This is a genomic window from Archaeoglobus sp. UBA230, assembly GCA_002507545.1.
In the GTDB taxonomy this organism is placed as follows: Archaea; Halobacteriota; Archaeoglobi; order Archaeoglobales; family Archaeoglobaceae; genus Archaeoglobus.
This window is the reverse complement of sequence record DAVR01000009.1, coordinates 20,081-34,978: the sequence shown is the minus strand read 5'-3', so window position 1 is coordinate 34,978 and position 14,898 is coordinate 20,081. Positions and strand designations below refer to the sequence as shown.

Annotated in this window: 12 protein-coding genes; 11 read left to right on the top strand and 1 reads right to left on the bottom strand. The window is 45.4% G+C overall.

Annotation, left to right across the window (positions count from 1 at the left end):
- Window positions 1-23 precede the first annotated feature (23 nt).
- Window positions 24-473 carry an Lrp/AsnC family transcriptional regulator gene (locus tag BP688_RS02510; RefSeq protein ID WP_290596801.1) on the top strand — a complete coding sequence of 150 codons (450 nt, stop codon included), beginning with the start codon at window positions 24-26 and terminating at the stop codon, window positions 471-473.
- On the opposite strand, the gene argJ is transcribed toward BP688_RS02510, so the two are convergent.
- The gene (gene argJ, locus BP688_RS02505) at window positions 474-1,613 is read right to left on the bottom strand and encodes a bifunctional ornithine acetyltransferase/N-acetylglutamate synthase (protein ID WP_290596802.1); all 1,140 of its coding nucleotides are present in this window, start codon (window positions 1,611-1,613) and stop codon (window positions 474-476) included.
- A gap of 100 nt (window positions 1,614-1,713) precedes the next feature.
- Here argJ and BP688_RS02500 point away from each other — a divergent pair, with 100 nt between their 5' ends.
- From BP688_RS02500 to BP688_RS02455, 10 genes are all read left to right on the top strand, one after another.
- Entirely contained in the window at window positions 1,714-2,943 is a 1,230-nt protein-coding gene (locus BP688_RS02500) for a phosphoglycerate kinase (protein WP_290596803.1), read from the top strand.
- A gap of 118 nt (window positions 2,944-3,061) precedes the next feature.
- Window positions 3,062-4,489, top strand: coding sequence for an acetyl-CoA hydrolase/transferase family protein (locus tag BP688_RS02495; protein WP_290623886.1), 1,428 nt, complete (start codon window positions 3,062-3,064; stop codon window positions 4,487-4,489).
- 53 nt (window positions 4,490-4,542) lie between these two features.
- Window positions 4,543-5,901 (top strand): MFS transporter, encoded by a 1,359-nt coding sequence (locus BP688_RS02490; RefSeq protein ID WP_290623884.1) that lies wholly within the window; start codon window positions 4,543-4,545, stop codon window positions 5,899-5,901.
- A 31-nt stretch (window positions 5,902-5,932) separates the two neighbouring features.
- A complete protein-coding gene (locus tag BP688_RS02485; RefSeq protein WP_290623883.1) occupies window positions 5,933-6,901 on the top strand; it encodes a FecCD family ABC transporter permease in 969 nt (322 codons plus the stop codon).
- On the top strand, window positions 6,898-8,121 hold the full coding sequence (locus tag BP688_RS02480; RefSeq protein ID WP_290596807.1) for an ABC transporter ATP-binding protein: 1,224 nt from the start codon (window positions 6,898-6,900) through the stop codon (window positions 8,119-8,121). Before BP688_RS02485 ends, BP688_RS02480 begins: the two co-directional genes overlap by 4 nt.
- The gene (locus BP688_RS02475; RefSeq protein ID WP_290596808.1) at window positions 8,093-8,659 is read left to right on the top strand and encodes an adenosylcobinamide amidohydrolase; all 567 of its coding nucleotides are present in this window, start codon (window positions 8,093-8,095) and stop codon (window positions 8,657-8,659) included. Before BP688_RS02480 ends, BP688_RS02475 begins: the two co-directional genes overlap by 29 nt.
- 73 nt (window positions 8,660-8,732) lie before the next feature.
- Window positions 8,733-10,583: an outer membrane protein assembly factor BamB family protein gene (locus tag BP688_RS02470; RefSeq protein WP_290623881.1), complete on the top strand. Its 1,851-nt coding sequence runs from the start codon at window positions 8,733-8,735 to the stop codon at window positions 10,581-10,583.
- Window positions 10,583-13,030, top strand: a complete 2,448-nt coding sequence (locus BP688_RS02465; protein ID WP_290623879.1) for a PKD domain-containing protein — start codon at window positions 10,583-10,585, stop codon at window positions 13,028-13,030. The genes BP688_RS02470 and BP688_RS02465 overlap by 1 nt, the downstream gene beginning before the upstream one ends.
- Window positions 13,027-13,977 (top strand): ABC transporter substrate-binding protein, encoded by a 951-nt coding sequence (locus BP688_RS02460; RefSeq protein ID WP_290596811.1) that lies wholly within the window; start codon window positions 13,027-13,029, stop codon window positions 13,975-13,977. The genes BP688_RS02465 and BP688_RS02460 overlap by 4 nt, the downstream gene beginning before the upstream one ends.
- A gap of 31 nt (window positions 13,978-14,008) precedes the next feature.
- Window positions 14,009-14,881 (top strand): hypothetical protein, encoded by an 873-nt coding sequence (locus BP688_RS02455; protein ID WP_290623877.1) that lies wholly within the window; start codon window positions 14,009-14,011, stop codon window positions 14,879-14,881.
- Window positions 14,882-14,898: the final 17 nt, after the last annotated feature.

Genomic DNA, 14,898 nt, shown 5'->3' with positions numbered 1-14,898 from the left:
AATTTTTTAAATATACCGCGTCCATGGTAAAAATTGATGAAGTTGACATCAAAATTTTGAAGGAACTGCAGGATGATGCCAGAAAAAGTTTGAAAGAAATTGCTGAGAGGGTTGGTGTTGCCGAGGGAACAGTATACAACCGAATCAACAAGCTGAAGAAAGCAGGGGTGATAAAAAAGTTCATCCCTGTGATTGACTACTCCTACCTTGGTTACGACATAATTGCGGTCATCGGTATCACGGCTGAGGGAGGTTATCTTGTAGAAATAGAGAAAGAAATAGCGAAGGAGAAAAATGTGACCGCCGTTTATGACGTTACAGGCGAATACGATATTCTCGTGGTTGCAAAATTCAAGAACAGAGAAAATCTCAACTCATTTGTGAAAAAAATTGCAAGTATGGAAAGGGTGATGAAAACATACACCATGCTTGTGCTAAACGTTGTGAAGGAAACCCATCTCATCGAGCTTTAGTCAGGTGGTGTATTCGGCGTTCAGCTTTACATAATCATAACCCAAATCACAGCCTATTGCAAATCCCTCTCCACTCCCTTTTTCAAGCTCGATTCTTATTGTGAATTCTTTGCTTTTCTCCAGTAGTTCTCTCGCATCCTCCTCGCTTCCAACAGGCTTTCCGCGATCAACGAGTAAAACTCTGCTAACTTCGTTCTCAAAGGAGAGGGTTATCCTCTCGTCAACATCAGCCTCGCTGTATCCAACCGCAGCGACAATTCTCCCCCAGTTTGGGTCGCGTCCAAAAATTGCTGTTTTAACAAGCAGAGAATCTGCAACAGTCCTTGCAATTCTGTAAGCATCCTCATCGCTTGCAGCGCCCTCAACGAAAACCTCGAAAACCCTTGTAGCTCCCTCGCCATCCATAGCCATCTGCTTTGCAAGGCTGTAACAGACTCTCTCAAGCTCATCCTCGAAAAGTCCCGCGTCAACCCTCTCCCTGCCAGTAGACACAAGAAGAACTGTATCATTGGTAGATGTATCTCCATCAACTGTCAATCTATTAAAAGATGCATCAACGGCATTTTTCAGCATCTCATAGAGGTCACCACTGTCGAACTTTGCCGAGGTGAAAATGAAGCACAGCATCGTCGCCATGTTTGGTGCAATCATCCCCGCCCCTTTCGCCACCGCTGCAATCCCTACCTTCTCCGAAGAAGCTTTTTTGACGAATCTATCGGTAGTGACTATAGATTTCGCGAATTTATCCGCATGAATGGTAGTATTTCCCAAGCCAGCGAATACCTCTGGAGCTTTCGCCCTAATCCATTCCATGTCCAGCCTTCTTCCTATTACTCCCGTTGATGCAACAGCGATGTCCTTGGCATCGCAACCAAAGAGCTTTGCAGCCATTCTACACATCTCTTCCGCATCTCTAACCCCCTGATCTCCTGTATAAGCATTTGCGTTGCCACTGTTCACAATTATGCCCCTTATGTAACCATCTGATATGTTCTCTCTGCAAACGATGACCGGTGCAGCCTTTATTTTGTTCTGCGTGAATACCCCAGCAACAGAACCGCTGCACTTCACCATTCCAAGCCCTAATTTTTCTTCTTTTATTCCATTACAGCAAACACCTGCAATATCTGTTATTTCCATGTCTTCATTCTGAATGCATGTGAATAAATTACTTCAGTTTGAATTCCTTACTCAGCTTAAACAAGTAAAAATTTTAAAGTCAGAGCATGAGGGGTGTTTAATGATTGATGGACTGCCAACGCTTGACGACATCAGCTTTTACGATAAGTTCGTTCTTCTGAGGGTGGATGTGAATGCACCCATTGTGAACTCCACAATTCTCGATACGACGAGGTTTGAGAGTCATCTGCCCACCATCGAGGAACTTTCCGACACAAAACTCGTTCTGCTTGCCCACCAGAGCAGGCCGGGTAGAAAGGACTTTACAACACTTGAGAGTCATGCATCAACCCTCTCAAGACTTCTCGGAAGAAGGGTTGAGTACATTGACGAGATATTCAGCAAGAATGTAGTCCAGAGGGTCAAGGAAATGGAGAGTGGGGAAATACTTCTGCTTGAAAACGTCAGGTTCTACTCGGAAGAGCAGCTTAGCAGAGGGGCTGAAGAACATGCCGAGTCACACATGGTTCGAAAGTTGAAGGGTCTTTTTGATTTCTTTGTTAATGATGCATTCTCCGCATCCCACAGAAGTCATGCCTCCTTAGTCGGTTTCGTTCCAGTCATACCATCGGTTGTTGGAAGACTCGTGGAAAAAGAAGTTTCTGCTCTGAGCAAGACTCTGAAGGGTGAAGGTAGGAAACTGTTCATTCTGGGCGGTGCAAAAATCAAGGATTCAGTGAAGGTTTTGAAAAATGTTCTTGAAAACAACATAGCGGACAAAGCAATTCTGACTGGCGTCGTAGCCAATTACTTCCTTATGCTGAAGGGTGTGGATATCGGAGAGGTCAACAAAAACATCGTGGAAGACAATAAGGAGGACGTGAGCGATGAGGAGATGAAAGCTTTGCTTGAAAGGTACTCAGATAGAATAGTTCTGCCAGTAGATTTCGGGGTAGAGAGAGATGGTGTTAGGGCGGACATTCCGATAAACAACTTTGATGGCAAATTCAGAATTATGGACATCGGACTTGAGAGTGTCAATCAGTTTTCAAGCCTCATACCTGAATTTGACTATGTAGTGATAAACGGCCCGGCTGGAGTTTTTGAGGATGACAGATTCTCGCTTGGAACCTATGAGGTTCTAAAGGCTGCAACAAAAGCCGGATACTCTGTTGTGGGAGGTGGGCATATTGCCTCAGCAGCAAGATTGTTTGGCCTGACAGAGAGATTTGACCACATTTCTACAGCTGGAGGGGCCTGTATAAGATTTTTGAGTGGTGAGAAGCTGGTGGCACTTGAAGTTATCAAGGAGTATTGGGAGAAGAAATGGGGTAAAAAGCAAGAATTATGATTTTTAAATCAGATAAAATCCTTTGGAGTTCTGATTTCTAAAAGGATTAATTAAAGTGTTTTTCAAATTGGAAAACGTTAAATACTACTGCCAAATCTCAAATGAAGAGGTGTGATGAATGAACGTCAGAGAAGAATATGACAGAAAGCTTATCAGTCCTGAAGAAGCTGCCGGACTTGTAGAAAGTGGAATGCACATAGAACTTGGTGGTTCAGCCAACACAGCTCTTATCATTGACAAGTATCTTGCGAAGAGAAAAGATGAGCTTGAAAGGGTGAAGGTCGGCACCTTCATTGATCTTGCAAATTACGAAATTCTAAGAGTTGATCCAATGGGTGAAGTTTTTGAGTGGTCAAGTGGTTTTCTATTTCGTCCGGTAAGGCAAAGAAGCAAGGAACTTGGCCCATGTGTCTTCAGACCCAATCTCTACCACGATGTTCCGAAAATAGTTAGAGAGTTTTCCCGCGACTACGAGCCGATAGACATTGCTTACATCGTTACGACGCCGATGGACAGGCACGGTTACTTCAACTTCGGCCTGACATGCTCACATATGAAGGCACTTGCCGAGGTGGCCAAAAAGGTCGTCGTTGTTGTCAAAGAAGACATGCCGTGGGTTAATGGTGGTTATGATGAATGTATTCACATCTCTGAAGTGGACTACATAGTAGAAGACAACGAAATGCCGTTACCATTTATGCCCTTTTCCTTCCCGCCAACTAAGGAGGACGAGATGATTGCCGAAAATATTCTTGAGGCAGAGTCTAAGGGGAAGAAATTGATTAAGAATGGTTCAACGATTCAGGTTGGGATTGGTGGACTCCCTGACACAGTCGTGAGAATGTTGAAGGAGGCTGGTTACAAGAATCTTGGTGTCCATACTGAGATGATGGGAGATGGCACCCTTGAACTCATTGAGGAAGGAGTGATTACGAATTGCCAGAAGAGACTTGACAGAGGTAAGAGTGTCTTCACCTTTGCCTTCGGTTCCCTCAAGCTCTACGAATATCTCGATCGAAACCCTGAAGTGGCCACATATCCTGTTGACTATACCAACGACCCATTCATCATCGCTCAGCAGCCAAAGATGTTCTCTCTCAACCAAGCTGCTCAAGCAGATTTGATGGGTCAGATAAATTCCGAACAGATGGGTTTGATCTCTCACACGGGCAAGCTTTATCAGGTAAGCGGCACCGGTGGACAGCTTGACTTTGTAATGGGGTGTCTTTTCAGCAGAGATAGGCAAGGATTTAGCGTCATCGCAATGTACTCGACACATAATGGCACTTCCAGAATCCTTCCGATTCTACCAGCCGGTTCTGCTGTCACAGTGCCAAGAAGCATGGTTCAGGTTGTCGCTACAGAGTGGGGAGTGGCTTATCTGAAGGGGCTCACCGTTAAGGACAGAGCCATTGCCATGATCCATCTCGCCCATCCGGATTACAGAGATTGGCTTGAGAAGGAAGCCGAGAAACTGGGAATATTCCCACCAAACTACACGATACCTGCAGGAAAGCCGGATTACGTCCTATACAAGAAGGACTGATTCTTTTTACCTTTTTTGAAAAATCTTAATAACACTGTGGACAGGCTTTGAGCATGAACATTCGTACTGCTGCCCTCCTCGCTGCCTGTGTTTCATCATTCCTCACTCCCTTTATTGGCTCAGCAACGAATGTTGCCCTGCCATCAATTGGGCGGGAATTCGAAGTTGATGCCATCACGCTTGGCTGGGTTGCAACTTCCTATCTCCTCGCTGCAGGAATGTTCTCCGTCCCTTTCGGAAGAATTGCAGATATAAAGGGAAGAAAATCCGTTTTCACCTTCGGACTGCTAACATTCAGCACTGGTTCGATTCTCTCCTCTTTCGCCCCTTCAGCTGAAACTCTTATAACATTCAGAGTTTTTCAGGGAGTTGGAGGGGCAATGATCTTTGCAACAGCGGTTGCAATCCTTACATCCGTTTTTCCACCTCAGGAGAGGGGTAAAGCTATTGGCATCAACACAGGAGCTGTCTACACAGGATTGAGCCTCGGACCTCTTGGTGGAGGTTTTCTTACACAAAACTTGGGGTGGAGAAGTGTTTTTCTTGTAAACGGGATACTTGGATTCTTGGCACTGGCAATCGCACTCACCTACCTCAAAGGAGAGTGGGCAGATGCAAGGGGTGAAAAATTTGACTTTACAGGTTCTGTGATTTACGCGTTAATGCTCCTATTCCTTATTTACGGATTTTCAGAGTTTTCCTTACCTTTCATAGTTCTTGGAGTGTTTTTGGTTGTCCTTTTTGTCCTCTTCGAGGGGAGACTGGAGCATCCGGTATTTGCAGTTAAGTTGCTTCTGAGCAACCTCACTTTTTCGCTCTCAAGCCTCGCAGCACTCCTCAACTACGCCGCAACCTTTGCAGTGGGATTTTTGATGAGCCTGTATCTCCAATATATCAAAGGCTTTGATGCTCAGACTGCAGGACTCGTTCTGGTCTCTCAGCCAGTTGTGATGGCACTGTTTGCCCCCATAGCTGGCTGGATTTCTGACAGAATTGAACCGAGAGTTGTTGCCTCTGCCGGGATGGCTATAACGACTGTAAGTCTGATTATGTTCTCTACCATCTCCGAAAACACAGCCGTAAGCAACGTAATCTCCTACCTGATGCTCCTTGGATTCGGAATTGCCCTATTCAGCTCACCAAACACCAATGCAATAATGAGTTCCGTCGAAAAAAGATTTCTGGGAATAGCTTCTGCAACGGTGGCAACAATGCGCCTCGTAGGACAAACAATGAGTATGGCTCTCGTTATGCTCGTTTTTTCCATAATTATTGGCAGAGTGGAAATTTCTCCGGAATACTACGGAAAATTTATAGAAAGTGCAGGAATTGCCTTCACAATTTTTGCCGGACTCTGCTTTCTCGGAATTTTCGCGTCTCTTGGGAGGGGGAGGGTGAGAGGACAAAAGTAACTTTTATCAAATGTCCAATTAACTTGACCTCGTGAAGGTCGCCACTGCAATATCTATCCTCCTGATTTTTAACCTGGCAGCGATATTGTTATCTCTTGGCGTTGGTAGCTCAGGCTACGATCATATTTTCAAAATAATTTCTGGAAACGCCGATGATAGTGTTAGAACAATAGTTTTTGAGTTCAGACTGCCAGCAATGTTACTTGCAATGATTGTTGGAGCATCTCTGTCTGCAAGTGGATGTGCGATGCAGGCGTTGTTCAGAAACCCTCTCGCAGAGCCATACATTCTGGGTGTGGCAAGCGGGGCGAGTGTTGGTGCGGCATTGGCTGTATCCCTCAAAATTGGAGAAATCTACTCCAGAATAGCATTTGCTTTCTTTTTTGCACTCTTCACAGCCTATCTGGTTTACCTCATTGGAACCTCAAGCCGATTCAGAGATCAGACCTACGCGATTCTTCTTGCTGGAGTAGCAATAGCTTCCTTCTTCTCCGGTGTAACGTCTATCCTCATCTATTTCTCATCTCAGAGCATGCACGAGGTAGTTTTCTGGATTATGGGTAGCTTTTCAAATCCTGCGTGGGAGAAGGTTTACATCTCTCTGCCAATTGCAATTGCAGGTATCGCCTATCTTCTGATTACGTCTTGGAACCTCAATGCCCTGCTTCTGGGCGATGAGCATGCCATTGCTGTAGGATTAAACGTTGAGAGCTACAGGAAATCACTGATAGCGGTGGTGGCTCTGCTGACATCTGCCACTGTTGCGGTGAGCGGCGTCATTGGTTTCGTAGGAATAATCGTCCCCCACACAATGAGGTTGTTGGTTGGAGAAGAGCATCAGAAACTGCTTCCTTCAACCATTTTACTTTCCACAGCTTTCATGCCACTCATCGGCCTAATTTCGAGAATTTCAACATCCGGAAACCTTCCCGTGGGGGCAATAACAGCGATGCTGGGAGGGCCGTTTTTCCTCTATCTGCTTCTGAGGAGGTCGGTATGAAGCTGAAGGTTGAAAATATCATAGTAAAGATAGGGAGCAGGGACGTGCTGAAAAATGTAACCTTCGAGGTTAAAGAAGGGGAGCTTATCGCACTGCTTGGACCCAACGGAAGTGGCAAATCAACGATGCTCAGAACGATTTTCGGCGTTCTCAGACCGGTAAAGGGTGTTGTCATGCTCGATGGAAGAGAGATTGAGAGTGTAGAAGCTGCTGCAAAGTCGTTTGGATATCTTCCTCAGGATACCCCCTTAACGAACCTGAGAGTTCTGGACGTCGTATTGCTCGGTAGAACACCTTATATGAGTGGTTTGAGGCGGCCAGATAGGGAAGATTACAGGGTGGCAAGAAAAGCGCTTAAAGAGGTTGGGCTGAAAGACTTTGAGACCAGAAGCTTATCAGAACTCAGTGGGGGGGAAAGGCAGAAGGTAATGCTTGCAAGAGTTTTCGCCCAGCAGCCCAAGATAATGCTGCTCGATGAACCAACCGCCCATCTCGACATTTCAGCCCAGATTGAGATAATGGAGATCATAAGGAGAAAGGTTGATGAGGGAAAGGCTGCGATTGTTGCAATTCATGATATAAATCTCGCATCGTCCTTTGCAACCCAAATTCTGATGATCAAAGATGGCAAAATAGCGTATGCTGGTAAAGCCGAGGAAGTGATAACGGAGGAGAACATAAAGGACGTATTTGGTGCTGACGTGAGTGTAAGGAGATATGGTAGAGGAGTCTACGTTGTTCCGAAGCTTAAGCCTACCGGAGGAAAAAAGAGGGTTCACGTGATTTGCGGAGGAGGGAGTGGACAGAAGATTTTGTATACGCTGGCAGAGGCGGGATTCAGGGTTTCAGCGGGAGTGCTCAATGCACTCGATTCTGACTGGGAAGTTGCTACTGAACTCGGAGAAGTTGTTGATGAGGCCCCTTTTTCGCAGATAGGCAATTCAGCGCACGAGAAGAACCTCGAGATGGTGGAGGAGAGCGATGCAGTTATTCTCGCAAATTTAAGCGTTGGCTGGGGCAACTTCAGAAATCTACTGGCTGCGAAAAGGGCTGCTGAACTTGGTAAGCTGATTGTCATAGATGAGACCCCTTTCAGCCAAAGAAACTTTGCTGGAGAAGAGGCAGAGGAGATTTATAGAGAGGCTTTGAAGAGGGCTGCAGTGGTCACCAAAACTGAGGAGGAGGTCATAAATGCCATACGAAAACTACTGGGTAGATGATAGAACGCTGATCGTCTCAGGAGATTTTTTCGGCGTGAGCACAGGGTTAGGTGGGGGATGGAAAAGAGTTAGCTATGCGTTTAACCACACTGTAGGAGAGGATTTTAATTTCAGCGAGCCATACGACTATCTCAGAAATGTTGCGAGAAGTTACGGGCTTAAGAACTACTTCGGCCTTCTCACCTCTGTACCAATGGACAACCTTAGCGTCGAAGGTTGCGGTAAGGTCACAGCCTTTGTGACAGCAGGAGTGCTGAATCCAAACGAGAGAATAGGAACGATAAATATCATAGCCGTGTTTGAGTGCAGACTGAGCAGAAGTGCGATGCTGAACTCAATTATCACGGCAACTGAAGCAAAGAGTAAGGCTTTGATTGAGTCGGGACACAATTTCACTGGCACCAACACTGACGCAGTCGTCATTCTCTGCACACAAAGAGGGAAATACTACAGATATGCAGGTCCGGGAAGTGATGCCGGCAAAATGCTATACAGGGCGGTTGTTGAGTCGGTCAAGGAAAGTTTATCCAAATGGTAGCAAATCAAACAAACTTTATCAAATATCCAACCATTTGGAAAAACTTAAAAATTGAGATCAAATAATCTTGGACATGAGAAAAGTTATATTGATATCTGTTCTGTTTACACTTCTCATTGTAGGGACAGCGGAGGCAAACACATTTCATGGAGACGTGCAGAGGACAGGAAATTTTACTGCAAGCAGCAAGATTTTACCGATTCTCGCATGGAAACAGGAACTAACGGGGTTGGTAGGCGCTTCACCCGTTTACAATAAAGGCCACATCTATGTTACCAACTGGTATGGATGGGGAAGCTGGAGTCCCGGTTTATACTCGCTGAATGCAGATACCGGAGCTATAGAGTGGAGAAACAACAAAATTACAGGAGCTTCGAGTGTGGCGGTGTATGGGAATACACTTATAGTTGGAAACCTCTCAGGACACCTCTACTACGTAAACGCTGATACTGGGACAGTAGAGAAGTCAGTTCTGCTTGAATCTTCTCCATCATGGTGGGGGATAGCGTCTTCGCCTTTAATTTACAATGGCTCGGTTTATGTCACAACATTCTCCAACGGGACACTGTGGAGTCTCGACATCAGTGGAAATGTTCGGTGGAAGTACAGAACAGGAGGAGAGATTGCACACTACACCTCCCCCACAGCTTACAACGGTCTGGTCTTCTTTGCTGGCAACGAAAGTGGAAGTAATGCGCTGTTTGCCATTAATGAAAGTGGAAATCTGGTTTGGAAGTTCTCTGTTGAAGGAAAGATAACAAATACTCCATCTGTTGGCTACGGTAAGGTCTTCGTTGCCACTGATAAAAAACTCTATGCCGTCAATCTGGACGGCAGTGAGGCTTGGAGTGTAAACTTCAACGGAACGATGTCATCCGCAGCTATTGCCTATGGTAAAATCTATGTGGGCTCCTCCGAGGGTAAACTCTACTGTTTCAATGCAACTACCGGGAACAAGCTATGGGAGTTCACTGCAAACGGAAAAATAGATTCTTCTCCAGCAGTGGCAGGTAACATCGTCTATTTCGCAACCAACACACCTCAGGGCACGGTTTACGCCGTTAATGCTGACACTGGCAGCTTGGTGTGGTACTACAGACTGCTACCTCCATCTGGAAGCTACTACAACATCATGTCTTCTCCCTTTATAGCCAATAACAGGTTGTATATTGGAGCGGACAGTGGTTTTATTTACTGCTTCAACATCTCAGGAAGCTTGGTGTATAACGTTTCCTTGATTCCCGGCAAGTTTGATGTTGAAGTAAATGGAAATACCTACAGCGTGAACAGAGCGACAGCAATGGGTGCTCTTTACGCTGCCCAGCAATACAGTGCAGAGGTCTTCTTTGAGATAACTCTGGACGATAGCTGCTATGATCCGCAAACAAAAACAGGTCTCTTCATATCTTCAATAATGGGTCTCGGAACTAAGCAAGTTAATGGAAGTCGGATATACTGGTCAATATGGAATGAAAGCAAGGTAATGATTCCCATTAGCGCTGATGCTTATCAGATTTCAGGCAACGAAACCATTTACTACTGTTACGGTGATGGAAGCAGCCTTGACACGTGTTCAGTGCTCCTCGTGATAAACTCACATGTAAAGCCAGTGGGTATCTCATCCTTGGCAGTCTCAGATGGAAACAGAGGAGGAGATGCAACAGCATGGGTAAATGTTACCTCTGCCGAAAACGATTGGTATGTTGTGGTTGTAAGCGGTGTGAATAGCGAAGGAGAGGCAATAGCAGGCATCTCAACCTTCTACCTGAACGCTGGAGGAGAGCTTAAAGTCCCAGTGCTTGTGCACATTCCGCAGTTGGCACAAACAGGGAGCTACAATCTCTACGCCGGGGTTTACAGGTTGAGTGATTATCCAAATGCTCTGATGCACCTTTACGGTCCAGTAAGCTGTGAGGTGAGCTGATGCGTCGTGTTCTCTTTGCAATTCTTGTCTTAATTTTTCTGCTTCCGGTAGCGTCAGCTTTAACCGTTAGCGTCACCGGAAACTGCCTGAACAAGCAGGTAAAAGTAACCACGGATCAGGAGGCAATGATAATTTTCAGAATAAACTCCGGAACTCCAATTTTTGCCAGTGCTTCACCAAGCAATCCGGCCTATTTCATCCCGAGGGTAGAGGGTGAGCTTAACGTTACGGCTATTGCTGGCGATGAGACATCATCTACGGTCATTCAGATTACAGAATGTTCGAGCAGTAGTAGTGGTGGAGGTAGCAAATATACCTACACACTACCATCGGGAACCTTTGATGTTCTCGGCAAGGAGGTTCAGTGGAGAACAGCATACGGAGCCCTGAAAAAGGCTGCTGAAATATTGCACTTCACGATCACTCCTGAACTCACAGAGTGGGGGATATTTGTTAAATGCATTAAAAGCCTCTGCAAGGGGGATATTGGTGAAACTTCAGGCTGGATGTACTGGGTGAATTATCCCAACGATCCTTTGCCCGGCGTTGCAGCAACCGATTTCAGAGTAAACCCTGGAGACGTAGTAGTGTGGTACTTCTCTCGCAGCATGAGTGAAACTCCCGAAAGTTCGCCTTATAAGATTCAAATCTCGCTCGGCGACAATTATGAGGTATACGTCAGCATTGTGTGGCCTAAAAAGGTGTCTCCCTTTCCAGAATTTACCTTTACCCCACAAAATCCTATGGTTGGAGAAGAGGTTACCTTTAACGCATCAAAGTCAAGCGACGATGGAGAAATAATTTCCTATCTCTGGGACTTTGGAGACGGGAGAGGTGGAGAAGGAGTGGTTGTTACCCACACCTACACCCAACCGGGAACATACAGGGTTGAACTCACTGTCGTTGATGATGATGGACTGTCGAGCTCAATAAGCAAGAACGTGACAGTTACACAACCTGAATCCGTTCTGAACATGAGTTACCCACTGGTTCTTAAGCCGGGAAATGCTGTTAACGTATCGGTGTCTGAGGAGGTTGCGGAAAACCTGTCCATCACAGGATTGTGGGTTGACAATCGCGACAGGACTCTGAAGATTTCCCTATCAAAGGCAAACACACCTCCAGGAGTCATCTACGGAACAATCTACTCATGTTTTGATCTTGAAGTAAACAGCACTGTTGATGTGAAGATACGCTTCAAAGTTCCAAGAGAATTGGCAGAGGGCAGAGAAGTTGTTATGATGAAGTTCAACGGTTCGTGGATTGATATCCCCACCGAGAGAACAGGGGAGGATGAGAAATACTTATACTACGCCGCAGAAGTGAGTGATTTCAGCATATTCGCTGTAACCATCAAATGGAGCAACTTTCCGCTCAATGCGAGTGATGAGAGAATAGTAAAGGCATTGAAATGGCTCAGATCAATTCAGAACGATGATGGTGGATTTGCAAACCCCGATGAGAACTGCAGCGTGGCAAAAACTTCTTGGGCTGTGATGGCGATTGTAGCTGCCGGTCAGAGTCCTCATGAGTGGAGGAAAAATGGAAATAGCCCGATAGATTTTATGAGGGAGAAGTTGAAGGATGAAATTGGGGTGATGGGGACTGCTGATTACGCAAGAACAATACTCGCCCTTGTCTATGCTGACGAGAATCCAAGAAACTTCGCAGGATTTGATCTGGTCAACATGCTAAAATCCAAAATGAAAGAGAACGGGCAGATAGGTGATTTTGTATACACCACAATCTGGGGGATGCTCGCTCTGAGTGCTGTGGGTGAGGACGTAAGCAAATCGGCAGAGTGGCTTAAGACACAGCAGAACCCTGATGGTGGATTTTCTTGGAATGTTGGTGAAAAGAGTGATTTCGATGATACTGCTGCAGCGATACAGGCTTTGATTGCTGCAGGCGAACCCAAGGATTCGAAATGCATCCTCAAAGCACTCGATTATCTGAAAGAGGGGCAGAACGATGATGGGGGGATGAGATACTTTGGAAACTCGGCAAGCAACGCAGCGAGTGATGCTTGGGCAATACAGGCACTTGTTGCTGCTGGTATAAATCCTGCAGAGTGGATGAAGAACAATCATAGTGTCGTGGAGCATTTACTCAGCCTTCAGACAGAAGAGGGCTACTTCATGTATACAGATTACCAGACATCCAATCCAGGATACATGACTGTCAGCGCCATTATGGCTCTGCTTGGTAAGCCACATCCGATCAAAGTTACTGCTGCGTCGTCTGAGACCAGTATTAATGCCACGGCTGGTTCTAATATGGATACGGAGACTGCTACCACAACTGTAAATCAAACAGAAGAGACTGCTGCCGTTACTGCTACCGTTACAGCGACTCAGGCTGAGAAGAGTGCGCCCGGATTTCTGACAGTAACAGCACTGCTGGCTGCACTCGCTGCTGCTGGATTGAAAGGGAGGAAAAGAGAATGAGAAGACTGGTGTATATTGTTCTCCTAACACTTTTTTTAACCCTCTGCATCTCCCAACCAGCATCGAATTATGATAATACTGAAAAGTTCAACCTGAGCAAGATTCTCAATGCTAAACCAGTTGATGATACTGGTTATCCAATTCCAGAAGGGCATCCCAACCGCATAGTCTCACTTGCTCCAAGCAATACAGAGATTCTCTTCGCCATCGGAGCAGGAGGGAAAGTTGTTGGAGTTACAGATTACTGCAACTATCCCCCAGTAGTGGTGGAGAAGAAGGAAAAAGGTGAACTGGAAAGTGTTGGCGGATACTCGACGATAAACATCGAGAGAGTTCTGGCATTGAAACCCGATCTTGTTGTAGCTTCTTACGGCAATGGCTTGGAAACGATAGAAACCCTCAGAAAGTTTGGAATAAATGTCATAGCCTTCGATCCCAGAACTATCGAGGACGTGATGAAGGACATAATTCTGATTGGCAGAGCCACTGGAAACTACAACAATTCTACCAAGCTTGTTAAAGAAATGGCTGAAAGGATTGAGAGAGTCAGAGAGAAAGTTAAGAATGAGCCGAAAGTTAGAGTTGTACATTTGCTGTGGCACGATCCGATATGGGTCAGTGGGAAGAATACGTTCATTGATGAAGTCATCGCCATTGCTGGAGGTGAAAACGTCTTTAAATTCGAGGGATGGAAAATTGTCAGTCTTGAAGACCTCATCGCTGCTAATCCAGACGTCATACTGGTAAGCAGTGGCACAGGAATGGGTGGAGGAAAGGATGTTGTTTATGAGTGGGTTGTTAGTGACGAGAGGCTGAGAAGTATCAAGGCAGTTAAGGACGGCAGGGTTTATGTCGTAGATGCAGACATCATCAACCGCCCTTCATACAGGCTTGCAGAGGCAGTTGAGATAGTTGCAGAGCTTATTCACAATAACAAAAAAGAATAATTTTTATTTTCTCTCAGTCACACCTCGATAAATGATAAGACTGGTCAAAAACTCAGCAGTTGTTTTCACACTTGCAATGCTCATTGCTCTCATCTTTCCATTCCTGGCCACATTTACAAGCAAACTCGTAATTCCCCTTCTTGCAGTCATCATGACACTATCGCTGGCAGAAGTTGACTTCAGAAATTTTAATGTGCGGACGTCTCTGCTGAACTTGGGCCTGAACTATGGTTTTCTCAGTGGGATAATTCTCCTTTTATCCTTTTTGCTTGTCAAGGACGAAATGTTAAAGCTCGGATTTGTGGTAATGGCTGCTGCCCCACCCGCCATCGCAATAGTCCCCTTTTCAAAGCTCTTGAAGGGAGATGTCACTGAAAGCATCCTTTCGAGCGGGTTTGCTTACATCTTGTCGCTCCTATTCACTCCTGCTGTAATCATCCTGTTTACGGGTAAAAAAGTGGATGTCATGGCAATCGTTGAAGCATTGGTTCTACTCATTATTATACCCCTTTTAGTTTCAAGATTTCTGAGATTTAGAGAATCGGATGCGTTGAGGTCTGCAATAAACCTTGGATTCGGAGTCGTAGTTTACTCGATTGTGGGTGTGAATGCCCATGTATTCTTTGAAGTTGACAAAATTACCGAAGTCATTTTTGTAGGTTTTGCCAGAACTTTTCTGATTGGAACACTGACGTTTCTTGTTTTCCTCAGATTTAGTCGTAGATTTGCTTTGACCAAAACACTTTTTGCATCATACAAAAATCTCGGCTTTACAGCGGGAGTTTCAATACTGCTTTTTGGAGAGAAGGCTGCAATACCCGCCGCAGTATGTGCAATCTTTGAGGTTTTATTTTTCAGCTACCTTTCAGTAATTGAAAAACTCAGCCAAATAAAATATTTTTAACCTTCCATACTCCTATA